Source organism: Streptomyces ortus, assembly GCF_026341275.1.
GTDB lineage: Bacteria > Actinomycetota > Actinomycetes > Streptomycetales > Streptomycetaceae > Streptomyces > Streptomyces ortus.
Map to the genome: position 1 here is coordinate 7,993,893 of NZ_JAIFZO010000002.1, position 23,348 is coordinate 8,017,240.

Consider the following 23,348-nt stretch of genomic DNA (forward strand, 5'->3'; position numbering starts at 1 on the left):
CCGGCACCTGACACCGGCCGGCTCCCGCCCCCTCACCATGTCCACCCCGCTCCATGGCCGCACTTCATCGCCTCCCCCGTACCGCCGCCCCGCACCAAGGAAACACCCCTTTCCGTCTGCCTGCTCACCGCAGAGGAGCCAGAGCCGCATGAACCGTCGTAGCTTCCTGACCGCCGCAGCGACCACCGCTGCCGCCACCTGTGCCACCTCCCTCACCGGGACGGCCCACGCCGCCCCCGCCGGGCGATCCGACGCCGACCACCGACTGCTGCGCGACTGGTTCGTCGCGACCCACCGCTCGATGGAGGCCATGACGACCGAACTCGGCCTGGCCGCCGACAAGATCGACGTCAGCGGGAGCGGGACGCCGGTACCCTCCGCGCAGACCTCGCCGACCAACATCGGCTGCGGCCTGTGGTCCACCGTCGCCGCCGCCGGACTCGGCGTCATCTCCGCCACCACCATGCGCCGTCGGCTGGCCCGCACCATCACCGCCGTGGAACGCCTGGAACGCGCACACGGCTTCTGGTTCAACTGGTACGACGCACACGACGGTTCCCTGCTGACGGCCTGGCCGGAGACCGGCGACCCCGTGCGGCCGTTCCTGTCGAGCGTCGACAACGCGTGGCTGGTGACCGGTCTGCGGATCGCCGCGGACGCCGCCCCCGAACTGCGCCCCCGCGTCGCCGCCCTCCTCGCCGACGCCGACTGGTCGTACTACTACACGCCCTACGACCCAGCCGACCCCGTCGCCGGACCCGGGCAGCTGCGCGGCGGCTTCTGGCCGGACAAGCCCGGCAAGGGCGAGCCCACGGGCCACCACTACGGCGCCCTCAACACCGAACCCCGTATGGCCAGTTACCTCGGTATCGCCGACGGCTCGCTGCCCACCGACCACTACTGGCACCTGCTCCGCACCATGCTTCCGGGCATGGGCCAGGAACAGGAACCGCGGGGCGAGTACGTCGAGATCGACGGCGTACGCGTGTGGGAGGGCCACTACACCTACCGCGGCCGGGACCTCGTCCCCACCTGGGGCGGCTCGATGTTCGAGGCGCTGATGGTCCCGCTGTTCGTGCCCGAGTCCGAGTGGTCCCCGCGCTCCTGGGGCACCACCCACCGGCGTTACGTCCGCAGTCACATCGAACACGGCCTGATCGAGGAGAAGTTGGGTTACTGGGGCTTCTCCCCGGCCTCCATACCCGCCGACGGCTACCGGGAGTACGGCGTCGACGCCATCGGTATGCAGGAGGACGGCTACAACTCCCTGGGCGTCGTCACCCCGCACGCCTCCTTCCTCGCCCTGCCCCAGGCTCCGACGGAGGCCCTCTCCAACCTCCGCGCCCTGGACCGTGCCTTCGGTGCCTACGACGACCGCTACGGCTACCGCGACTCGGTCGACGTGACGACCGGCCGTGTGAGCGACTACGTACTCGCCCTGGACCAGGGCATGATCACCGCGGCCATCGCCCAGCATCTGCGTCCCGGCCTGCTCCAGAGGCCGTTCCGCACGGCGGGCTTCGCCTCCCGGGTGCGTCCGCTGCTGCGCAAGGAGCGGTTCTCGATCTAGGGCGCGTATCCGAGGCGCGCCGGAGCCCGTCCGGAGCGAGTCCGGGGCGAGTCCGGGGCGCGTCCTCCCGGGACCTCCCGGGACCGCCCTCAGCCGGTGGCGGTCAGGAACCCGCGGATGTAACCGGCCACGGTGTCCAGGTGGCTTTCGAGCAGGAAGTGACCGCCGCCCGGTATCAGATGGATCTCCGCGTCCGGCAGGTCCCGGGCGAAGGCGCGGGCCCCGGCCGGGCCGAAGATCTCGTCGCCCGCGCCCCAGACCGCGAGGAGCGGCACCCGGCGCTCCCGGAAGTAGGCGTGCAGCTCGGGGTAGAGGGGCGGGTTACTGGCGTAGTCGCCGAACAGGGCGAGCTGCACGAGGTCGTTGCCCGGCCGGTTGACCTCACGGTGGTCGGTGGTCCAGGTGTCGGGATCGACCAGCTCGGGCCTGTCCACTCCGTGCAGGTACTGCCAGCGGATGGCGTCGAACGAGAGGGCGGCCCGTACGGCGGGCTCGGTCTCCGGCCCGGGGTTGTCCCAGTACGCCCGCACGGGCTTCCAGAACTCCGGCACGAATCCGTCCTCGTAGGCGTTTCCGTTCTGGGTGATCACCGCGGTGACCGCGTCCGGGGCGCGCAGGGCCAGCCGCCACCCGATGGGTGCGCCGTAGTCCTGCACGTACACGGCATAGCGGGTGACGCCGAGCTGCTCCAGCAGGGCTTCGGTGATGTCGGTCAGGGAGTCGAAGGTGTAGGTGAACGCGTCCGCCGACGGTGCGTCGGAGTTGCCGAAGCCCAGGTGGTCCGGAGCGATGATGTGGAACCGGTCGGCCAGTGCGGGAATGAGGTGGCGGAACATACGGGAACTGGTGGGGAACCCGTGCAGCAGGACGAGGGTGGGCGCCTCGCGGGGGCCCGCCTCGCGGTAGAAGACGCGGTGTCCCCGCACTGTCGCGTACTGATGGCGGATCTCGGCCATGACTAACCCCTTCGACGGTCCATGACGGTTACCCCTCGGCGTCAAGTAGACCGTGTTTGGGGTAACCTGTCAAACGTCTCAATGGAGTTAGCCGGTGAGGTGGGACCAGTGCTGGACGACCAGGCCCTGATGCAGGCGCTGAACAGCACCCCTGTCGTGGACGGCCGACGCCAGGACCTGTGGCGTGCCGACCAGGAACTGGACAGGTGGGCGCGGGAGCACGGAGGTCTCGGCGGTGACGCGGAGCGCCGGTGGCTGCGCACCGCCAGGGACGCGCTGCAGGCGGTGGCGTCGGCCACGGCGGCGGAGACCCGGCTGGCCGAGCTCCTCGCGGGCGTCCACAAGGTTCCTCAGCCCAGCGCGTCGGGCATCGAATGGCACTTGGAGGCGCCGACGGAGCGCAGGCTCGCCGCCGAACTCGTCCTCGCGTGGGCGGATGTCGAGGAGCGCATGCCGGGCCGGCTGCGACCGTGCGAGAACCCCGAGTGCCGGCTCTTCCTCCTTGACCGCAGCCGCGCCAACACCGCGCGGTGGTGCTCGATGAAGACCTGCGGGAACCGGCTCAAGGCGCGTCGGCACCAGGCTCGTACACGCGAGACCTCCGGCCTCGAGTAGGCCCCGCGTCCAGACGTTCGCGACGCACGAGCCCGCGCACGACCCTGCTCATGCTCATGCGCCTGCGCCTGCGCCTGCGCCTGCGCACGCGCGCGCCCCGGACACGGACGTCCCCCACCGTCTCTCTCGCGGAGTCCCAGTGGTCGGCGTTGTCGGACTAGTTGTCGGCCGGGCCCCGTTCCGAACGCTCCGCCCACACCCGCGCCGCCTGCAGATCCGCCTCCTCCTGGGAGGTGCCCGCCTTCACCAGGATGATCCCGCGCGACCCGTCCGGGAACGTGACCTTGCGCATCGCTGTGCCCAACGGGCCCCCCGGTGTCGGTTCCTCCGGCATGGCGGCTCCTCTCGATGGCGAAACCCCCAGGCTAGCCGGGTCACCGCGGCAATCGGGACAACTGAGCCAGGAGTGCCGGGAACCGAGCCCGTCAGGGGCGGTGGCTGTCGCCCGTCGGCAGGGTCAGGCCGCCCCTGATCAGGCTGTCCGCCGTCGCCACGATCGTCTCGGTGACCTCCCTGGGCCGCCAGCCCAGGACCGTACGGGCCTTCTCGTTGCTGATGACAGGGACGCGGCCCCGCAGGGTCGCGGCGTCCCGCAGCGCAGGATCGGTCCTCGCCGTCTCGCGCACCTGCTCGACGGTCAGTTCCGTGGCGGGCAGCAGATCCGCCGCGGCGGGGAAGTGCCGGCGCAGGATCCCCGCCATCTCGAAGAAGCTGATCGACGACCCGCTGACGGCGATGAAGCGTTCCCCCGCCGCCTTGGGGCGCAGCATGGCGCGCAGATGCAGGTCCACGACGTCCCGTACGTCCACGACGCCGAAGTACATGACCGGCACCACCGGCAGCTGCCCGGTCAGCATGCTTTTGACCAGGCCGACGGAGCCGGACGGCCGGTCCCCGAGCGTGGGGCCGAAGATACCGGTGGGGTTGATGACGGTCAGTTCGATGTCGTCGTGGGCGCGGGCGTAGTCCCAGGCGGCGCGCTCGGCCAGGACCTTCGACTTGTGGTAGGCGGGCAGGCCCTCCGTGTCGGGGTCGGTCCAGTCCGTCTCCGCGTAGTGGTCGTCGGGCTTCAGCGTGTACCCGACCGCGGCGTAGGAGGACGTCATCACGACGCGCGGCACACCGGCCTCCCGGGCCGCCGCGATGACCCGCAGCGCACCCTCGCGAGCGGGCCGGATCAGTTCGTCCTCCGTCTCCGGCGGCCTGACCGGGAAGGGCGAGGCGTGGTGCAGTACGTGGCGGACGCCGTCCAGGGCCGCTCCCCACCCCGCGTCGGAGCCGAGGTCCGCGACGGCGAACTCCAGGCGGCCCGCCGGATCGACCCCCGCCCGCCGCAGCGCTGCCAGCACCCCGGCCTCCTGACCCGGCTCCCGAACGGTCACCCGGGTCCGGTACCCCTCGCGCACCAGCCGGGCGATCGAGTGGCTGCCGACGAGTCCCGTGCCGCCGGTGACGAGTACGGGGCCGTGGTCCCGGGGGGCGGTATCGAGATCTTCTGGGCTCATGCTCATGTCTTTCAGTCCTCTGCTCTCTTGGGTTCTTGAGCCGTGCTCTTCAGCCGTTTGGCCGTGCTCTTCAGCTCTTCAGCCCTTCAGCCGTGCTGTTCGGGATCAGAGCCGGAATCGGAATTGCTTCATCACGTCCAGGACCTCGTCGGCCGCCTGCTTCTCGGCCGTGGCGTCCCCGCGGACCCGGGCGTCCCACAGGTCCGCCTTGCGGCGCAGATACGTCAGGCGCAGCTGAAGCTGTTCGATGTCGGCGGCCAGCACCTCGGCCTGCCCGGCGAACAGATCCCGCTGCTCGGCCGCGGCGGAGTCCCCTTGGGTGAGCAGGTCCAGATAGCGCCGCATCCCGCTGACCGTCATCCCGGCCGAACGCAGGCACGACAGCGCCTCCACACGGTCGGCGGTCGCGGGCCCGTACCGGCGATGGCCACTGGACTCGTCGCGGGCGACCGGGCCCAGGAGGCCGATCTTCTCGTAGTAGCGGAGCGTGGACTCGGCGAAGCCCGATCGCCGGGCCATCTCCTGGATGGTCAGGTCCGCGGCTTGCTGTGTGGTCGCTGACATATGAGTAGCCTCCGCTACTTGAAGCGCTTCAAGTCAAACCGGCCGCATCGGCCCCGTCCCGGCCCCGCCTCGAAGGCGGCGCGCGGAGGTACGGCCGTCAGGGGCTCAGGACCTCGGCATTCGGTTGAACCCTGGGCGTCCCGCGCACGTACGGACGGCTGAGGGGCGCGACCCGGACTCCCCGGCCGATTTCCCCCTCAATCCGTCGATCGGATGCTGACCGGCATTCCGTTTCGATCGGATACTGATCGGCCAGATGCTGACCGATCACGTACTGACCGATCACGCACTGACCGACCGCGTACTGACCATCGAGCACGTAATGACCTTTGAGGAGTTCTGATGACCACTTCGCGCCTCGGCGACTGGCTGACGTCGCGCCAGCCCTTCGTACTGGGCCTGTTCCGGATGGTTCTCGGCCTGTTGTTCACCACCGAGGGCGCTGCCACGGTCTTCGGGGTGCTGGACCGCAAGGCCAGTCCGACGGGCGACTGGCCCTTCTGGTACGCCGGGGTGATCGAGCTGGTGTGCGGCGCCCTGATCCTTCTCGGGATCGTCACCCGTGGCGCGGCGTTCCTCAGCTCGGGGATCATGGCGTTCGCGTACTTCACGGAGCACCAGCAGGACGGCCTCTTCCCGCTGCAGAACGGCGGGCTGGCCCCGGTGCTCTTCTGCTGGGGATTCCTGCTCATCGTGTTCTTCGGCCCGGGCGCCTTCGCGCTGGAACGCCTGACAGGACGCGAGCGTGCGGCGCGCCCCACCGCCGAGCCGGTGACCGAAGGCTCCCGATGGCGATGGCGATGGCGATGACGATGACGATGACGATGACGATGACGACGGTGACGGTGACGGTGACCGTCTGACCCTTCGCGGCAGCACCCGCAGGCGCACACAAGCCCTGCGGGTACCCGTCGGCGCCGACAGGCGCCCACCTGGTGCTGCCGCGACTCAGGACCGTTCGCCCGCCGACTCCAACGCCCCCGGCCCCAGGCCCAGTTCAGCCTCCGCCACCGTCCTGGCCAGGTGCGTGATCGGGGCTCCGCGCCGGTCGGCGCTGGTGTTGATGTAGGCGCTGGCCCCGTCGATCGCCACCAGGATGCGGACGGCGGCGCCCCGCGGGTCGGCGCAGACGAAATCCCCCGATTCCGTACCGGCGGTGATCGCCCGCTCGATGCGCGTGCACCACAGCAGCTCCTGCGCCACGACGTGCTCGCGCAGCCCGGGGCGGTAGCGCGAAAGATGCCGGGCGTTGAGCCAGAGCCTGCTCACGTTGTCGAACTCGGTGCTGGACATCAGCGTGAAGAAGCGCCGCAGGACCGCTCGCGGAGTGTCGTCGCCGGGCCCGTCCGGCCGCTCGGGCAGCAGTGTGTCCAGGTCGGCCATGGTGGCGGCCGTGAAGGCCTCGGCCACCAGCGTGTCGGCCGCGGGGAAGTAGTGGCCGACGAGTCCGGGCTGGACACCGAGCTCGTCGGCGACCCTGCGCAGGGTGATGCACTCAAGACCTTCGACGAGGCCGACCCGCGCGGCGACCGCGACGATCTCGTGGCGGCGCTCCGCGGGAGCCTTGCGGACCCGCTTGGCGTGACCTCTTGACGTCATGCCGCGAATGTTATTGAGTATGCGACCAATAAGCAATTGGTCATGCGCCCAATAAGGGTTGCTGTCCGAATCTTGTCGCCCGCGGTCCGAGAATCGCCCCTCGCTGTCACGCCGCGACGAAACAGGGAGGGCCGGACGGCCCCCCGCACCCGCATCGCTGTCAGAAAGTGTCAGAAAGTAACAAGAAGTACCAAGAAATATCAGTAAGTGTCAGGAGATGAACGTGGACGACCCCCGCACCGACGCCGGTGAACTCGCCGAGTACGGCTATCAGCAGGAGCTGAAACGGACCCTGTCCGCGTGGGCCGTCTTCGCGATCGGGTTCGCGACGATCTCGCCCGTGGTCGGCATCTACGCCGTCGTCCAGCTGGGCTTCGTCTTCGCGGGCCCCACCTGGATCTGGGCGGTCGTCGTCGCCTTCCTCGGCCAGCTGCTGGTCGCCGTGGTCTACGCCGAACTGTCCTCCCAGTTCCCGATCACGGGAGGCGTGTACCAGTGGGTGCGCAGACTGGGCGGCCCACGCCTGGGCTGGCTGGTGGGCTGGATCTACCTCGCCTCGGCCGTCGCCTCCCTGACGACCGTGGCCTACCTGGGCGCGAGCTGGCTCCACATGCTGACCGGCGACGGAGTCCCCTCGCCCGCCCTGCACGTACTCCTCGGCGTGGTCTTCGTCGCCGTGGCCCTCGGCATCAACCTGCTCGGCGTCAACCCCGTGAAGCACTTCCTGAACGCCGGCATCATCGCCGAGGGCGTCGCCTCCATCGCGGTGAGCCTGATCCTCCTGCTCTTCGTGCGGCACAACGGCTTCGGGATACTCTTCGAGACCCTGGGCGCCCAGGACGTCTCGGGCGGATCGGTGACCGCAGGACTGCTGACCTGCCTCGCGGTCGCAGGCTGGGCCTTCCTCGGCTTCGACGCGACCACGCAGGTGGCCGAGGAGACCGAACAGCCCCGCCGCAGCGTGCCGCGTGCCCTGCTGCGCGCCTACCTCTTCGTCGCCTTCACCGTCCTGCTGACCGGCCTCGCCGTGACGCTCGCGCTGCGCCGCCCCGAGGACGCCGTCTCCGGGGCGATCACCGACCCCGTCTTCGAGGCCGTGACCCAGGGGCTCGGCGGCTGGAGCGAGAAGCCGTTCGTCGTCGTCGTGCTGATCGCCTTCTTCGCGTGCGCCATCTCCATCCAGACCTACATCGGCCGCGCCGTCTACGCCTTCGCCCGCGACCGCCAACTGCCCTTCTCCACGACGCTCGCGACCGTCGGCCCCCGCCAGATCCCGTACGTCTCCCTCATCGTCACCGCCGTACTCGCCGGCCTCGGCCTCCTGCTGGGGCTGAACGGGAACGCGGCGGCCACCCTGATCGCGTTCGGCTCGGGCGGTTTCTACTTCGTCTTCCTGGCGGTCGCCGTGGTGGCCCTCGCCGCCCGGCTCGGCGGACGCTGGAACCCCGCCGCCGGACAGCTTCGGCTCGGCCGCACCGGGCTCGTCGTCAATGTACTCGCCGTGCTGTGGCTGCTGTTCGAAGCGGTCAACATCGCCTGGCCGCGCACCGAACTCGCCCCCGTCGGCGGCAGCTGGATGCAGGTCTGGGCCGTGGTCCTGGTCTTCTCCGCCCTCTTCGTCATCGGCCTCGGGTACGTCGTGGTCGCCAAGCCCCACACCAAGCTCGCCCCGCGTCCGGCCACGGACCACCCGACCGCAGAAGAAGTGAAGGCGTCCTGATGCCGTCGAAGTCCTCCTCCACACCCTCCTCCGTGCCGACCTCCCCATCCTCGTCCGCGCCCTCCTCCGCCATCGTCTTCGACCCGAGGGCGGGCCTGGGCACGCGCGAGGTCACCCTGCGCCCCGCCGGGCCAGGCGAGGTCGAGATCGAGGTACGCGCCGCCGGTGTGTGCCACTCCGACCTGCACATCGTGTCCGGCGACTGGCCCACCGACCGCCCGCTCGTCCTCGGCCACGAGGCGGCGGGCGTGGTCACCGGGGTCGGACCCGGAGTCACCTCCGTGGGACCCGGCGACCATGTGGTGCTGTCCTGGTTCGCGCCGTGCCGCCGCTGCCGCAAGTGCGTGGCCGGTCAGGGCTGGCTGTGCACCGGTACCAAAGCCGTCGCCAACACCCTCCCCGACGGCACGACCCCCTTCACCGACGCCGACGGCGAGGCCATCTGGCCCTACCTGGGCCTCGGCGCCTTCACCGACCGGCTGGTCGTCCCGGAGACGGCCGCGGTGCAGGTCCCCGACGAACTGCCCTTCGGTATCGGGGCGTTGCTCGGCTGTTCCATCACCACCGGGATCGGCGCGGTCGTGAACACCGCGGGGGTACGGCCCGGCGAGTCCGCCGTCGTCATCGGCACCGGCGGAGTCGGCCTGTCCGTGGTGATGGGCCTGTCCCTGGTCGGCGCCGACCCCGTCGTCGCCGTCGACCTCTCACCCGAACGCCTCGCCGCGGCGCGGAAGTTCGGTGCCACCCACACCCTCGACGGGGCGCGCGACGACGTGGCCGCCTGGTGCCAGGACGAGCTGGGCGGTGTGGACTACGCCTTCGAGGCGATCGGCAGCCCGAAGGTCGTCGAGACGCTGCCGGCCATGCTCACCTCCGGCGGCGCGGCCGTCCTCGTCGGCATGGCGGCCACCGGCGCCACCGGCTCGTTCGACCTCTTCGACCTCGCCGACCAGGGCAAACGCATCCTCGGCTGCAACTACGGTTCCAGCGTCGGCGAGCTGGACATCCCGAAGCTGGCCCGTCTGTACCTCGCCGGGCGTCTGCCGCTGGACGACCTGGTCGGGAAGGTCCGCCCGCTGAAGGAGGCACCGCTCGCGTTCGACGACCTCCGGTCCAACACCGGAGTGCGGACGATCCTCGAACCCTGACGGGGTGGCCGACCCGTGACTCACGGCCGACCACAGCCCGACACCCCGCCCGCCCCTCACCCCGCAGCACCTGGAGTTCGTATGTACGCCGTCACCGACCCGGCCACCGCAGAGGTCGTCGAGACCTACCCGACCGCCACCGACTCCCAGGTCACCGCGGCCGTCGACCATGCACACGCCGCTGCCGCGTGGGGCCGCTCCAGTTCGGTCGGTGAGCGGACCGCCCTGCTGCGCAGGCTCGGCGACCTGCACGCCGAGCACCAGGACGAACTGGCCGCGAGCATCGTCCGCGAGATGGGCAAGCCCCTCGCGGAGGCGGAGGGCGAGGTCGGCTTCTGCACCGAGATCTACCACTACTACGCCGACCACGCCGAGGAGTTCCTCGCCGACGAACCGCTCGACGTGACGTCCGGCGCGGGCACCGCCGTCATCCGGCGCAGCCCGGTGGGTGTCCTGCTCGGCATCATGCCGTGGAACTTCCCCGCCTACCAGGTCGCCCGATTCGCCGCCCCGAACCTGGCGATCGGCAACACCATCGTCCTCAAGCACGCCCCGCAGTGCCCCGCCACCGCCGCCCTGCTGGAGAAGCTGTTCGCCGAGGCGGGCTTCCCGGCCGGAGCTTACGTCAACGTGTACGCCACCAACGAGCAGATCGCCGACGTGATCGCCGACCCGCGCGTCCAGGGCGTCTCGCTCACCGGTTCCGAGCGCGCGGGCTCCGCCGTCGCCGAGATCGCCGGCCGCCACCTCAAGAAGGTCGTCCTCGAACTCGGCGGCTCCGACCCCTTCGTCGTCCTGTCCACCGACGACCTCGACGCGGTCGTCGACTCCGCCGTGGCCGCCCGGCTCGACAACACCGGCCAGGCCTGCAACGCGGCCAAACGCTTCGTGGTCGTCGAGGACCTGTACGAGCAGTTCGTCGACAGGTTCAGCGCCCGGCTCCTCGCCGGAGAGACCGGCGCGCCCCTGTCGTCCGTGGCCGCCGCCGAGAACCTCGCCCGGCAGGTGGACGCGGCCGTCGCCGAGGGCGCGACCCTGCACAGCACCGGCCGCCGCGAGGGGGCGCACTTCCCGGCCGGTGTCCTCACCGGACTCACCACCGAGGACACCGCCGCCCGCCAGGAACTCTTCGGCCCGGTCGCCATGGTCTTCGCGGCCACCGACGAGGACGACGCGATCCGCATCGCCAACGACACGCCGTACGGCCTCGGCTCCTACGTCTTCACCACCGACCCCGACCAGGCGGAGCGCGTCGCCGACCGGATCGAGGCCGGCATGGTCTTCGTCAACGGTGTCGGCGCGGAGGGCGCCGAACTGCCCTTTGGCGGCGTCAAGCGCTCGGGCTTCGGGCGGGAGCTGGGCCGCCCGGGCATCGAGGAGTTCGTCAACAAGAAGCTGATCCGCACGGTCGCGTAGGCCCCTTTCGGCGGCGAACCGTGACGGAAGCCGGTCATGACGGCTCCTGTCGGCCGAGGCGATCGAGGCTCAGGGAGTGCCCAGGTACTCGGTGGCCTCGACCTCGTTCAGGTGAATGAGGATGTCGTGCGCCTTGCCGAGGCCGATCTTGTACAACATCGGGTCGGGCCAGCCCGCCCCGATGTTGTACGTGACACGCGGCTTCGCCAGCCACGCCCGGGCGGCGTTCGGAGCCGTACGCATGTCGAGGACGTAGTCCTCCTGGCGGACCTTGTCCAGGGTGTCCTCGTTGGAGCCCGCCGGCGCCGCGCCCACCCGGTAGGTCCGCATCACGTTGTCGTCGGCGCCGAACGCCACGAACGAGCCCTGGTGGAAACTGAAACCGACACTGACGTAGTCCTTGCCCAACGCGTCGTGCAGGAAGGCCCCTTGGGTCTTGGGGTACCGCTCGTCGAACGAGTCGTAGGACACATGGGTGTTGTGTGCCGACAGGAGGATCCTGTCGCCGGTGTGCTTGCGCCACCACGCCACGTTCTCGGCCATCACCTCGTCGCGCATCCTCATCATCTTGGTGACCTCGGCGTCGTCGGTGATGTCGAGGGAGTACCCCTTGGCCATCTGGTGGATGGTCCTCGCGTGCTGCACGGCCCACAGGTGGGCCTGCCGGTCGCCGGGCGCCGGCCGCGCGTCCCGCAGCAGCTCGTACACCTTGCGCGTCCGCTCGGACCGCTCCGCGCGCTCGGCGAGCGGCAGTTGGAGGTACTGCTCGCTGTAGGTGCCGGCGTCGGTGGTCGGGGCCAGCCCGCGGTAGAGCTCCGTGACACGCTCCAGCAGGCGCGGGTGTTCGCGGGCCACATAGTCGGTCACCCGCTTGTACGACTCCGGCCCCGCGTAGCCCATGTCGTTGCCCATGAACCGCACCGGGTCCTTCGGGTGGCTGCGGTTGTGGTCGCGCATCCACTCGATGAGGTCGATGTAGTCCTGGTTGTTCCAGATCCGGTAGGCGCCCTGGAACTCCTCGCGTGCGATGTCCTTCAACTCGCCCTTGCCGTACCGCACATACTCGTCGATCCGCACACCGCTGCTCCAGGGGAGTTCCAGGGAGAAGGTGCGGAAGCCCTTCTTCTCGACCAGGTAGCGGAAGAGCCGGTGCTTCATCCGGAAGAAGTCCTGCGAACCGTGGGTGGCTTCGCCGAGGCCCACCACGTCCGCGTCCCCGACCATGCGCCCCAGTGCGTCGAGGTCCCGCAGACTGCCCTCGGGATTCGTGCTCCTCAAGGTGCGGGCGCTGCGTTCGATGGCGTCCACGACACTCTCCAGGCTCTGCCCGGAGGCTGCCGCCCGGGCCGCGGTCGTGGTGGTCGACGCCGAGACCGGAGCCGGCTGCGGCGAGCCCTGCGCCGAGTCCGCGAGGGCGGGGGTGGCGACCGCCATGGCGCCGAGGGAGAGGAGGACCGAGGGAATGATTACTGCCTTGCTTCGCGTCATGTCCATAGATTCCCGCGCGGACCTGGGGTGTCACGAACCCATACGCTGCCCGGCCCGGGGTAGCGCAGGCACTACCACCGACCCCCGGCAGACCCCACGTACGAGAGCCGGGCCCGGTGTCGACCGGGCCCGGCTCGGGTCACTTCACTTCACCTCGTCGCACACGTCGGGTCACGTGAGCGGCTCCAGCCTGATGTTGCGGAAGCGGACCTTGTTCCCGTGGTCCTGCAGCCGGATCGGCCCCGTCGACGGTGTCTCGGCCCGGCCCGAGGCGGTGTGGCTGTCGAGGGTGATGTCGTCGTGCACCTTCTGGCCGTTCCACACCACGGTCAGCCGGGCGTCCGCGGTCTTGTTGCCGCTGTCGTCGTAGCGGGCGGCACGGAAGACGATGTCGTAGGTCTGCCAGGTCTCCGGCGCCTTGGCCGCGTTCACGTCGGGCGCCTTCTTCAGATAGATGGCTCCGGCTTCGTTGGTGTCCAGTGTGGTGTCACCGTAGGAGTCGAGGATCTGCAGTTCGTAGCGGTCCTGGATGAAGATCCCGCTGTTCCCGCGGTTCTGTCCGGTGACGTCGTCGGGCAGCAGCGGAACCCGGAACTCGGCGTGCAGCTTGAAGTCCTGGTAGGCGTCTATGGTCCGGATGTCACCGCAGCACACCTCCATGGACTGCTCGTCGGCGAGCGGCCACTCAAGCCGTCGGCCGTCCGTGTGCTGCCACTGCGACTGCGAGGCCGCCGTCCCGTCGAAGAGCGTGAGGGACGCACCCTGGGGGCGGACGGTGATCAGGTCGAGGTTGACATGACCGGTGTCCCCGGCTTCGTAGCGGTAGGAGACGGTGTTGTTCCCCTTGCGCAGCTTTATCGGTTCGGTCTGCGTGGACCAGGTGTCCCAGTTGCTGGTGGAGGCCAGCTTCACCTGCCGCAGCTTCTTCCCGTTGGCGTACAGGGAGAGCGACTTGGTCCCCTCGAACGGGTTCGGCCCGTTGGAGTACCGCAGGTTGACGTCGTACGTGCCCGACTTCTCGACCTGCACGTCGAAGGTCGTGGCGACCTTGCCCTCCGTGTTGTACCGCGCGACGAACCCGCTGCCGGAGTAGCCGGTGTGGTCCGTGGCGATGCCGGCCACGCCGGTCAGCCGGGCCTCCTCGGCCTCGTACGTGGTGGCGGCGGGAGGCTGCTTGCCGGGCATGGCGTTGAGCGTGTACCAGGCCTCGGTGTTCCACAGCGACTCACCGGACTCGGAGGTGAAGGGGCGCGGGGAGCGCAGGTGCACGACCCGGCCGGGCTTCAGCTCGTCGAGGCGCAGCTTCACGGTCCGCTTGTCCTTGGACAGCTCGGCCGACCGCACGGGCAGCACCTCTTCGGCGATCTTCGGGCCGCCGTAGTCGCTGGTCGGGGTGTACCGCCACTGCTCGGCCTTGTAGTGCTTGGCCAGCTCCTCGGCCGTCTTCGCGGACACCGGCTGGGTGTAGGTCAGGTCGAAGCCGCCCGGGACGGCACGCATCGTCTTGATGTCGAAGGTGTTGCCGCCGTTGGGAGTGAGCTTCTGCAGGCCGAACTTGAGCTTGCCCTCCTGGCCCCAGTTGCCGTCGGCGCCCAGACCACCGGCGTAGATCGAGCCGTCGGGACCGTAGCTGAGGCGGTTCACACCGGCTTCGAGGCCCTGCGTGTAGCGGAACACGGCGCCCTGGTACTGACCGTCGACTTTCTCCAGGTACGCGCGCTGCAGACCGCCGTAGGTCACGTCGCCGATCAGCATCTGGCCCTTGAACTGGCCCTTCTTCACATACAGCGGTGTGGAGGGCGAGTTGGCGATCTCGTTCTGCGGCAGCCACAGCACCGGCGCGGTCGGAGTGGCCGCGTCGAAGGCGCCGGACGGCTCGGTGTAGTGGTTGAAGAAGCGGCCCTGCTTGACGTGCACGAGCTTCGACGAGGGCAGCCAGCCACCCTGGTTGTCCGTCGCGAAGATCTCGCCCTTCGGACCCCAGCCGATCCCGTTCGGCGTCCGCAGTCCACCCGCGATCGGACTGATCTTCCCGGTCTTCCTGCTGACCTTGTACGTGGTCCCGCGGCCCGGCGCCGGCTGCGGAACGGTGGTCGCGCCGCCGAGGTTGATGGACACGGAGAGGTTCACGTAGAAGTAGCCGTCGCGGTACAGGAGTCCGAAGGCGAACTCGTGGAAGTTCTTGCCGTACGGCCAGGTCGCGATCTCGCGGTACTCGTCGGTGACGTCGTCGTGGTTCTTGTCGACGAGCCGGGTCAGCTGGTGCTTCTGCGAGACGTACAGCGAGCCGTCCACGTACTTGATCCCCATGGGCTCCCGCAGCCCGCTCGCCACCTTCTTGACGGTGACCTTGTCCTTGCTGGTCTTTCCGGTCACGTTGTCGAGCAGGTACACCTCTCCGGCAACGTTGTCGGAGCCGCCCCAGGTGCTGATCGCCAGCCGTCCGTCGGGCAGCCAGTCCATGCCGGTGACCTGCGGTTCGAAACCGTCGGGGCGCAGATCGGTGAGGTCCAGGTCGGGGCGTACGTCGGTGAGGGGGAGGCCGTCGCCGGGGGTGTCGCCGCTCGCCTCGCACTCCTTGCGTCCGGGGGCCGTGACCCGTACGACGCCGGCGTCCGTGCTGAGCGCCTCGCGCGGCACGGTCGTGAAGTCGCTCGCGCCCGGCGGCTTCCAGGCCAGCCGCAGCTCCTGCCCGCCGTCCCGCTCGAAGTGCTCGATGCGCAGGGGGTGCGAACCGGCGGTGAGCTGGACCGAGGTGTCCTTCGGCTCCGCGCCGTGCAGCCCGTCGTGGTCGATCACGGTGGCGCCGTCGATGCTCAGCCGGGACCCGTCGTCGCTGGTCAGGCGCAGGCCGTAGGTGCCGTCGCTCGGTACGACCAGATAGCCGGTCACCTCCGAGACGAACCGGTCGGAGAAGCCGCCGAAGTCATCGGTCGTGGACCAGTCCACCGTCGACTTGAGCGCGTCGTGGTTGGGGGTCTGCCCGGGCTTGAGGGTGCAGAGCTTGCTCAGGGGCGTCTGCACGTCGAACACGCGCAGGGTGACGCCGGGTTCCTGGGGCGGAATGGCCGCGGCGGCGTTCGTGGCGGCCGAGGAGCCCGGTGCGGCGAGGAGGCCACCGGTCAGAACGGCTCCGGTCAGCAGAGAGGTGAGAAGTCTTCGGGCACGCAGGAATTGATGGTGGGACAACGGTCCTCCATGAAGCGGGACCGGACCGTGCCGGACTGCGTTCCGGTCTTCTCTGACGGGGCTGCGGTGCGCCGCCAACCTACGGGGCTTTCACTTGGCATGTCCATACTTTGTACTGTGAGTGTGCAAAGTCCTGCCCGCCGAACGAGCAGTGGGGGACACCGCGTTCGAGCGGTGCCCCCCACAGCGCCCCGGCGGACGTCAGACGTCAGGAGGTGCAGACCGGAACGTCGGGCAGCTTGTTCTCCGGTGCGCTGACATAGATGTTGGACATGTAGCCGCCGTACTGGGGCAGGTACGCCCACCAGTTGTTGGTGTACGGCGGTACGGAGACGGTCCCGCCCTGCTTCTGGCAGCTGATCAGGACCTCCACCCCGGCGGGCAGCCGCGTCCTGGAGCCCGACGCGGTGGTCGCCGTCTCCCGGACGGCGACCCGCTCGCCCCACGTGCCGTACCACTTGCCGGCCGGCCTGGTCGCGCCGGGCACGTCGAGACCGCGGGTCAGCCTGCCGATGTCGGTGTAGGCCTGGCCGTAGGTGGTGCCGAGCGGGTGCAGGGTGAGGACGGCGACGATGGTCCGGTCGTCCGGGCCGACCGTGCCGGTGGTGTGCAGGGCCGGCCGGGACAGGTTGACCGTGTCCGCGGACTTGGCTCCCTCCGCCTCCCGGCCCGCGGACTTCGACGCCGATGCCGCTTTCCGCGCGCTGTCCGGGCCGCAGGTGCCGTCCTCGTACTCGCCCGACCAGCCCTGCTTGACGGCCCAGGGCCGGTCGAAGGCGCCGGGAATGCCGAAGTGCTGGTCGAAGGAGTCCGAGGCGCAGCGCGTCGACTGCCGCAGGTTGGACATGATGAACTCACGTACGGGCGCCGCGGCCTGTTCGAGGATGTAGCGGTAGATCTTGACCGTGTCCCGGGCCGAGATGGCCGTGTATCCCCAGTAGCCCTCGTATCCGGCGGGCGGAACGGCCGTGTCGCTCAGCGTGAGGTCGGTCTTCATGCGTTCGACGATCGCCGGGCCGCCGTTGACCTCCCAGTAGTGACTGGCCGCGTCGTCGTTGCTGCTGCGGAGCATCGGTTCCAGCAGGGCGCGGTCGGCGGCCGGGATCGTGTAGTTCGGACCGCGGTTCCGGAAGAAGTCGAGCACCAGCAGCAGCTTGACGATGGACGCCGACCGGAACGGCATGCTCGCGTTCAGCTGGTCGGTGAAGGTACCCGCCTGCCGGTCGTAGACCGCGACGCCCGCGGTGACACCGGCCGGGACCTCGATCTGAGCTGTCTTGGAAGACACCGCGCCCCCGGAATCGCCCGCCGTGCCACCCGGAGCGGCCGGAGCGGCGGACGCGGTGGTGGCCGCTGTCGCCAGGCAGAGCAGCAGGGCGCCCGCCGAGAACAGTGCCCGCCGCGCCGCCCTGGGGCCGCTGCGGCCGGCCGCTCTCGGGCCGCTGCGGAGGGATGAGAAGTGCCGCATGATCAGATGCCCCCTGTTGCCTACGGTGACGGAATGATCCGCGACGCTATGCGGCGGTGGGCCGGGTCCGCTCCTGACGCATGTCAGGGTCGGACCCGCCCCCGGTGTGTCAGGCCGTGTACTTCTTGAGATTGGCGAGGACCTCGTCCACGTAGGGCTGCACGGCCTTCGGCACGCCACCGGCCTCGATGACGGTCCGGTCACTCGTGCGGTAACCGGCCGCGATCAGCCCGGGCAGGTTCTTGCGCATGTCGCTCTGCTTGAAGCGCTGGTCGAGCCAGCAGGTGAACACGGACATCGTCCCGATGGCATCGGCGGGGGACATGTAGTCCTTGTCGCCGTCGCGGTCGCCGTCCACCGCCCATGCCTTGAACACCGCGGGCGTCCACATGGCGATGCCGTACTCGCCGGTGGCGGGCCGGGACGCCTTCGGGTCGAAATCGCTCTCGGCCTTGAGCATCGCGGCCAGTAACGCCGGAGTGACCTCCGCGTCGGTGCACCGCTTCGCGGCGTCGGTGATGATGGGCCGCAGCGAGACCGGCACGTCGGAGTCGGCGGGGATGGCCCCCGGCAGCACGGTGTCGGCGAGCGCGGTCGCGCTCGCCGAGGACTTCGACCTCTCAGGGGCGTCCTTGCCGTCCGAGGGGACGAAGGCCATCAAGGTGCCGGCGACCGTCGCACAGGCGGTGAGACCGGCGGCGACCAGGACCGCCGGACGCCGGTACACGGGCCGGGGAAGGCGCTCGGCGTGTAACGCCTCTGCCCGACGGGACAGTTCGTCCGCGCCGAGGGCCGCTCTCGACGCGTGATCGGGAGCCAGGCATTCCGCGATCAGTTTGCGCCACTCCGGTTCGAGGGAGTCGTCCAGGCGGAGCGGGGCCGAACCGTTGGCATAGGCCTGCGCGGCCAGCGAGCGAGCCCTTGCCGTCCCACCGGGGAACGGATGCAGGCCGCCCGTGAGCACCTGGTGCGCCAGCACACCGAACGCCCAGATGTCCGCCGTCTTGCGTACGGTCGTGCCGTGGACGCCGGTGCGCTCCGACCACCACTCCGGGGGCACGTGGTCCAGCGACCCCAGCGGCGGTACGTAGGCGTGGGTGCCCTCCAGCTCCACGGTGAGCCCGAAGTCCGCGAGCCACACGGCGCGTTCGGGACCGAGGAGGATGTTCGCGGGCTTGAGGTCCGCGTGGATCCAGCCGTGCGTGTGCATGTGCGCAAGTCCCGAAGCCACCCCGCTGAGGATCCGCTCCGCCTCCGGCAGCGGGCGCCCGGTCCCGCCCGCCGCCAGGAGATCCTGGAGACTGCGTTCCGCACGGTCCATCACCAGGGCCGTCATGCCGTCCAGCTCGGGCCGCTCGGGATCGCGCAGGGTCACGACCGCGTGAGTACGTACGAGGTGGGGGTGGTCCGCCTCCGTGCTGAACTGCGCCTCCTTGTGGGCCAGTTCCTCCATCGACGCACGCTGTCCCGGTGTCAGCAGGTCGGTGCGCAGCAGCTTGATGGCGACGGCCGAGCCGCCCGCGGCGCTGTCCACGACCTTCTGGGCCGCGTACACGCTGCCCCAGCTGCCCGAGCCGATCAGACCGGTGATCTCCCAGTCCGAGATGCGGTATCCCGGCGCGGGGTCGAGCGGGGGAGTGGAGTGCGAGTGGTTCATCCTGGGTGGGCCTTTCGGTTCAGCGTCTGACGGCTGGGGGGAGCAGAGCCAAGTGCTCTTCACGGACCAGATTGAACCGCAGGGCGAGGCTGACCAGTCGTTCGCGCTTGCCTCCCGCCCCGCCGTACGAGCCCGCCGGGCCCTCCCGCAGCCGCAGCTTCGTGTCGGCGAGGTAGTCGATGTGGTAGTTGAGCGCGGACCGGGTCAGATCGTGGCAGCTCGGCAGTGCTCGCAGCCGTTCGAGAACCTCTCCCACGCCAGGGACGGCCGCGCTCGAAGGGAAGCGCAGCCGAGGTTCGCACAGGGCCAGCAGTACCAGGAAATACTTGGACGTGGGGTTCAGCGAGAAGGGGCTCGTCGTCGGCTCCCCGGCGGAGCTGTCGCACCCGGCTTCCGTATACGCGTGCTGGGGTGCGAACACCTTGAATTCCATGGGGTTTTCGGCCGCGGGCAGAATTACCCGGGCCAGCTCGAACGGGACGGGTGCACCAATCCGTCCCGGTGCGACCCGGATGTGTTCTCCCGCCCCTTCGAGGTTCTCCACGACATATGTCGCCTCGGCGCTGTAATTGGAAAGACGCCAGTAGTCCTCCACGGCCGTGACCTGACCGGCGCAGCGCGACACCGCGGGATCACGCAAGGGGATGGGCGGCGGTGTCCCGGGCTCCCCCCGGCCGAAATCGGCGCTCTGGCCCGGGCTCAGACGCACCAGCCGCGGCTCGGGCCTGGGATCGTCGGAGTGGCGCACGACGGCGTCGGAAAGCTGCACGATTACGGTGGTCACTGCGAATGGTCCCCAAAGTGGTCAGCGGCTCAACGGGCATTCGACGCATGGTGCGGGAGGGCGATTGCGCGGCGTGCTCAGGTCTCGGCGAAATGTCGGGCGAAGTGCTGGGGTGGCAAGCCCGATACGTTTGACGCCGTGCGTGCGGCAGTAGTTCCCCGGAAACGCTCCTGGGAAGGGTGAATCGTGGCGCTCAGGAGGAGGGGAGCGAAGGGGAAACGCGTTCCGCGGCACATGTGCGCAAAGCGCCCTCTGTCCGACCGTGCGCGGCTCGTCGCCGCCGCCCGCCGAAGCGGTTCGGCGTGACCGCCGTGGTCACGGCCGGCCGCCGTCGCCGATCTTCCTCGTGACAGCGGTGACGATCAGGTCGAGCGCGTACTCGAACTCCTCGTCGTGGCTGAACCGCGCCAGATGCGGGGCCGCTTCGACGAGCACGGGCAGGCCCGAGGCCTCCAGGTCGCGCCGGCGGGCCGCCGTGGCCTCGGGGCCGACCACCCCGAAGGTCGGACCCGCCGCGACCTCCCGCAGCAGGGTCCCGACGACCGAGGCCAGCAGCGTCCGGAGCAGGTGCACCGCCTCCTCGGGCCCGCAGCCGGCCGAGCGCAGCACCGACAGCACCGAGGCCACGGGCCGCAGGCCGGCCGAGGAGGAGAGCTGCCGGGTCAGTACGAGGGCTCCGGCGCGGGGATGCGCGAGGGTGGCGGCGCGGAACGTCCTGCCGATGGTGCGCAGATCCGCGTCGAGCGACCCCGTCGGCTCCGGGAGTGCCACCCCGAGCAGGATGTGTTCGGCGACGGCGTCGAGGAGGTGGTCCTTGCCGTCGACGTAGTTGTAGAGGCTTTTCGCGTCGACTCCCAGGCGCCGGGCCACCGTTCGCATGCCGACCCCCTCGACGCCCTCCTCGTCGATGACGCAGATCGCGGCCTTGATGACGGCGTCCCTGGTCAGCGTTCCGGCGCCTTTGCGGGGCCGGCCGCGCCGGGGTGGGATTCCGGGCTGCTTGTCGGCGGGCGCCGTCCGATTCGTCACCCCCTCATCATGCCTCATCCTTGCGTAAACCCACGGCGTGGACTATAACCGTGATGCGTCATACCCACGATGTGGAATTAACTCGATGGAGACCGGCATGCAGCCCTTTCCGTGGAACACGGCGAACGTGGCCGACCTGCCGGGCATCGGCACCCCGGTCGACTCGCTCACCGACCCCAGCCGCGTACCGGGCGGGCCGGGGGCACGACTGGCCGCGGTCCGGACGGAGGGCGCCGTGTTCAAGCGCGAGTTCGCCACGACGGGCACGCCCGACAGCGTCACCACCTGCGACCTGGTCACGCTGCCCTACCCGACGCGGTTCGGCCTCTTCCGTGCCTCGCGAGCCGTCGCGCCGTTCCTGTCGATCACCAACCGCATGCTGGTCATCCGCTGGCGGGAGACCGACGGCCGGGCCCGGGTGCTGCTGTTCGAGCCCAGCGACGTCGAACTCGGCCAGTACACCCCGTACTTCGACCGCCTGAGTCGGCGGACACCGGCCGCCGTCGCCCGTCTGATGCTGACCCGGTACGCCACGGTCCTGGAACATCTCGCTGCGCTGGGAATCGCGCCGCAGGACGTCGACTACCTGATGTTCGACCACCTCCACACGCAGGATCTCCGCCGCTGGGTGGGCACGACGGCGTACCAGCAGGACCTCGGCGACCGGCCGACGGCGGCCTTCCCGAACGCCAAGGTCATCGTGCAGCGCGACGAACTCGCCGGCATGGCCGAACTGCACCCGCTGCAGAAGCCCTGGTACCAGCCAGCCGCCTACCGTGACGTGCCGCCCGAGGCGTTCCTCCCGATCGAGGGCTCCGTCGTCCTCGGCCCCGGTGTCGCCGTGGTGAAGACACCGGGCCATGTGTTCGGCAACCAGAGCCTGGTCGTCAACACCTCGACCGGGATCTGGGTCAGCAGTGAGAACGTCATAGCGGCCGAATGCCTGACGCCGGAACACTCGAAGCTCCCCGGGGTGGCCGGATGGAGCCGCGAATGGGAGTACGAGGCCGTCCTCAACGCCAACACCATCGAGACCACGGCCGACCAGTACAACTCGGTCGTCCTGGAGAAGACGCTCGCCGACCCGAGTCAGCGAGACCCCCGCTTCCTGCAGTTCTTCCCGTCCAGCGAACTGACCGGCGCCTGGACGAACCCCGGCACCAAACCCACGTTCAGCCACCACGCCCTCACCCACACCCGTTAGCGAGCCCGACCATGAACCGCTTCGTGCTGCCCGACGAGTCCGTGCTCCGCGCCCGGGAGACACTCGTCCTCGACCACTTCCGCGACGAGGTGGCCCAGGACTGGGACGCCACCCTGTCCACCTTCCCGCACCCTCACTACGAACTCGTCGCGCAGATGAAGGTGCACGACGGCGACACGGACGTACGCGCCTACTACGACGACACCCGGGTCGCCTTCCCCGACCAGCGCCACGAGATCATCGCGTTCCGGCACAGCGTCGACGCCGTCATCGTGGAGTTCTGGCTGCTGGGCACACACCTCGGCCCCCTCGGCAAGATACCGCCGACGGGCGGCGAGCACCGTACGCGCATGAACGCGTTCTTCGTCTTCGACGAGAACGAGAACCTCGTCACCGAGCGGATCTACTTCGACCAGTTGACCATCCTGAAGCAACTGGTGGCGGGCGTCGACAAACGCAGGCCGAGCGGGCTGCTCAAACTCGCCCGCATCGTCAGAGGAGTTCTGTCCATGGCGGGCGGCGCACAGGATCCTCGGCTCGTCGAAACCACCCCGCCCGAGTTCGTCAAGTGAGGCCGGCCATGGCCGCGATGCCGGAGGCTCTCGGATGAAGGTCCACCACCTCAACTGCGGGACCATGCGACTGCCGGGCGCGCCACTCGTCTGCCACGTCCTGGCGGTCGAGACCGGCAAGGGCCTCGTCCTCGTCGACTCCGGCTTCGGGACGAAGGACATCGCCGATCCGGCCCGCCGCATCGGCGGCGTACGCCACATCATCCGGCCTGCCCTGGACCCCCACGAGACGGCGCTGCACCAGATCGAGGGGCTCGGATTCCGGCGGGAGGACGTCACGCACATCGTGGTGACCCACTTCGACCTGGACCACATCGGGGGACTCGCCGACTTCCCGGCCGCACAGGTCCACGTCACGGCGGCGGAAGCGCGCGGGGCCCTGTCACCGGCCACCCGACTGGAGAAGAGCCGCTACCGGCCTACCCAGTTGTCCCACCACCCGAAGCTGGTCCGGCACGACCCGACCGGAGAACAGTGGCGGGGATTCGCCGCCGCCGAACAGCTCACCGGGATCGACGACGGCATCGTGCTGGTGCCGATGCCGGGCCACACCAGAGGACACGCGGCCGTCGCGGTCGACGCCGGCGACCACTGGGTCCTGCACTGCGGAGACACCTTCTACCACCCGGGCACCCTCGACGGTACGACCCATGTCCCGGCCGCGCTCCGGATCCAGGAACGCCTCGTCGCCCACGACATCAAGGCCCTGCGAGCCAATCAGGCACGTCTCGCCGAACTCCGCGAGGACGGTGCGGAGCACCTGTCCGTGGTCTGCGCCCACGATCCCGCCCTGTTCGAAGCTGCTCGCGTTCGCGGCCGGGGCGTGAGCGGCTGACCCACGCCCGGCGATACCCACCCGCTCGC

The 23,348-nt window shown here is 69.7% G+C and carries 20 protein-coding genes; 9 read left to right on the forward strand and 11 right to left on the reverse strand.

The genetic code is table 11. The features are described 5' to 3' along the window. Positions 1 to 148 precede the first annotated feature (148 nt). Positions 149 to 1,570, forward strand: coding sequence for a glucoamylase family protein (locus tag K3769_RS38035; protein WP_267030764.1), 1,422 nt, complete (start codon positions 149 to 151; stop codon positions 1,568 to 1,570). An 89-nt stretch (positions 1,571 to 1,659) separates the two neighbouring features. Here the strand turns inward: K3769_RS38035 and K3769_RS38040 are convergent, their stop codons facing one another. After that, positions 1,660 to 2,526 carry an alpha/beta fold hydrolase gene (locus tag K3769_RS38040; RefSeq protein WP_267030765.1) on the reverse strand — a complete coding sequence of 289 codons (867 nt, stop codon included), beginning with the start codon at positions 2,524 to 2,526 and terminating at the stop codon, positions 1,660 to 1,662. A 108-nt stretch (positions 2,527 to 2,634) separates the two neighbouring features. On the opposite strand from K3769_RS38040, the gene K3769_RS38045 reads away from it, so the two are divergent. After that, positions 2,635 to 3,141 (forward strand): CGNR zinc finger domain-containing protein, encoded by a 507-nt coding sequence (locus K3769_RS38045; protein WP_267030766.1) that lies wholly within the window; start codon positions 2,635 to 2,637, stop codon positions 3,139 to 3,141. A gap of 157 nt (positions 3,142 to 3,298) precedes the next feature. On the opposite strand, the gene K3769_RS38050 is transcribed toward K3769_RS38045, so the two are convergent. The 3 genes from K3769_RS38050 to K3769_RS38060 all read right to left on the reverse strand — a co-directional run bounded on the left by K3769_RS38050 (position 3,299) and on the right by K3769_RS38060 (position 5,210). Next, the gene (locus K3769_RS38050; RefSeq protein ID WP_267030767.1) at positions 3,299 to 3,475 is read right to left on the reverse strand and encodes a hypothetical protein; all 177 of its coding nucleotides are present in this window, start codon (positions 3,473 to 3,475) and stop codon (positions 3,299 to 3,301) included. Between the two features lie 91 nt (positions 3,476 to 3,566). Continuing rightward, the gene (locus tag K3769_RS38055; RefSeq protein WP_267030768.1) at positions 3,567 to 4,646 is read right to left on the reverse strand and encodes an NAD-dependent epimerase/dehydratase family protein; all 1,080 of its coding nucleotides are present in this window, start codon (positions 4,644 to 4,646) and stop codon (positions 3,567 to 3,569) included. A gap of 105 nt (positions 4,647 to 4,751) precedes the next feature. Beyond that, positions 4,752 to 5,210, reverse strand: a complete 459-nt coding sequence (locus tag K3769_RS38060) for a MerR family transcriptional regulator (RefSeq protein WP_267030769.1) — start codon at positions 5,208 to 5,210, stop codon at positions 4,752 to 4,754. Positions 5,211 to 5,552: 342 nt separating this feature from the next. Between K3769_RS38060 and K3769_RS38065 the strand changes: the two genes are divergently transcribed. Next, positions 5,553 to 6,020 carry a DoxX family protein gene (locus K3769_RS38065; RefSeq protein WP_267030770.1) on the forward strand — a complete coding sequence of 156 codons (468 nt, stop codon included), beginning with the start codon at positions 5,553 to 5,555 and terminating at the stop codon, positions 6,018 to 6,020. Between the two features lie 138 nt (positions 6,021 to 6,158). Here the strand turns inward: K3769_RS38065 and K3769_RS38070 are convergent, their stop codons facing one another. Further along, positions 6,159 to 6,809 carry a TetR/AcrR family transcriptional regulator gene (locus K3769_RS38070; protein WP_267030771.1) on the reverse strand — a complete coding sequence of 217 codons (651 nt, stop codon included), beginning with the start codon at positions 6,807 to 6,809 and terminating at the stop codon, positions 6,159 to 6,161. 223 nt (positions 6,810 to 7,032) lie between these two features. On the opposite strand from K3769_RS38070, the gene K3769_RS38075 reads away from it, so the two are divergent. The 3 genes from K3769_RS38075 (at position 7,033) to K3769_RS38085 (ending at position 11,093) form a co-directional block, all read left to right on the forward strand. Beyond that, the gene (locus K3769_RS38075) at positions 7,033 to 8,529 is read left to right on the forward strand and encodes an APC family permease (RefSeq protein ID WP_267030772.1); all 1,497 of its coding nucleotides are present in this window, start codon (positions 7,033 to 7,035) and stop codon (positions 8,527 to 8,529) included. A 32-nt stretch (positions 8,530 to 8,561) separates the two neighbouring features. Then, the gene (locus tag K3769_RS38080) at positions 8,562 to 9,677 is read left to right on the forward strand and encodes an alcohol dehydrogenase catalytic domain-containing protein (RefSeq protein ID WP_267030773.1); all 1,116 of its coding nucleotides are present in this window, start codon (positions 8,562 to 8,564) and stop codon (positions 9,675 to 9,677) included. 81 nt (positions 9,678 to 9,758) lie between these two features. Then, the gene (locus tag K3769_RS38085; RefSeq protein WP_267030774.1) at positions 9,759 to 11,093 is read left to right on the forward strand and encodes an NAD-dependent succinate-semialdehyde dehydrogenase; all 1,335 of its coding nucleotides are present in this window, start codon (positions 9,759 to 9,761) and stop codon (positions 11,091 to 11,093) included. 69 nt (positions 11,094 to 11,162) lie between these two features. On the opposite strand, the gene K3769_RS38090 is transcribed toward K3769_RS38085, so the two are convergent. From K3769_RS38090 to K3769_RS38115, 6 genes are all read right to left on the reverse strand, one after another. Continuing rightward, positions 11,163 to 12,581, reverse strand: a complete 1,419-nt coding sequence (locus tag K3769_RS38090) for an erythromycin esterase family protein (protein WP_267030775.1) — start codon at positions 12,579 to 12,581, stop codon at positions 11,163 to 11,165. Positions 12,582 to 12,752: 171 nt separating this feature from the next. Beyond that, positions 12,753 to 15,770 carry a 3-keto-alpha-glucoside-1,2-lyase-like domain-containing protein gene (locus K3769_RS38095; RefSeq protein WP_267030776.1) on the reverse strand — a complete coding sequence of 1,006 codons (3,018 nt, stop codon included), beginning with the start codon at positions 15,768 to 15,770 and terminating at the stop codon, positions 12,753 to 12,755. 208 nt (positions 15,771 to 15,978) lie between these two features. Then, entirely contained in the window at positions 15,979 to 17,238 is a 1,260-nt protein-coding gene (locus K3769_RS38100) for a hypothetical protein (protein ID WP_267030777.1), read from the reverse strand. A 109-nt stretch (positions 17,239 to 17,347) separates the two neighbouring features. Then, a complete protein-coding gene (locus tag K3769_RS38105) occupies positions 17,348 to 18,895 on the reverse strand; it encodes a serine/threonine-protein kinase (RefSeq protein WP_267030778.1) in 1,548 nt (515 codons plus the stop codon). 19 nt (positions 18,896 to 18,914) lie between these two features. Continuing rightward, entirely contained in the window at positions 18,915 to 19,679 is a 765-nt protein-coding gene (locus K3769_RS38110; RefSeq protein WP_372515116.1) for a serine/threonine protein kinase, read from the reverse strand. Between the two features lie 315 nt (positions 19,680 to 19,994). Further along, positions 19,995 to 20,708 carry a TetR/AcrR family transcriptional regulator C-terminal domain-containing protein gene (locus K3769_RS38115; RefSeq protein WP_267030780.1) on the reverse strand — a complete coding sequence of 238 codons (714 nt, stop codon included), beginning with the start codon at positions 20,706 to 20,708 and terminating at the stop codon, positions 19,995 to 19,997. A gap of 97 nt (positions 20,709 to 20,805) precedes the next feature. Between K3769_RS38115 and K3769_RS38120 the strand changes: the two genes are divergently transcribed. From K3769_RS38120 to K3769_RS38130, 3 genes are read left to right on the forward strand one after another with little or no spacing between them, the layout of a single operon-like run. Then, a complete protein-coding gene (locus K3769_RS38120; RefSeq protein ID WP_267030781.1) occupies positions 20,806 to 21,912 on the forward strand; it encodes an MBL fold metallo-hydrolase in 1,107 nt (368 codons plus the stop codon). Positions 21,913 to 21,923: 11 nt separating this feature from the next. Further along, on the forward strand, positions 21,924 to 22,484 hold the full coding sequence (locus K3769_RS38125) for an ester cyclase (protein ID WP_267030782.1): 561 nt from the start codon (positions 21,924 to 21,926) through the stop codon (positions 22,482 to 22,484). 34 nt (positions 22,485 to 22,518) lie between these two features. After that, positions 22,519 to 23,319, forward strand: a complete 801-nt coding sequence (locus K3769_RS38130; protein WP_267030783.1) for an MBL fold metallo-hydrolase — start codon at positions 22,519 to 22,521, stop codon at positions 23,317 to 23,319. The last annotated feature ends 29 nt before the right edge of the window (positions 23,320 to 23,348 follow it).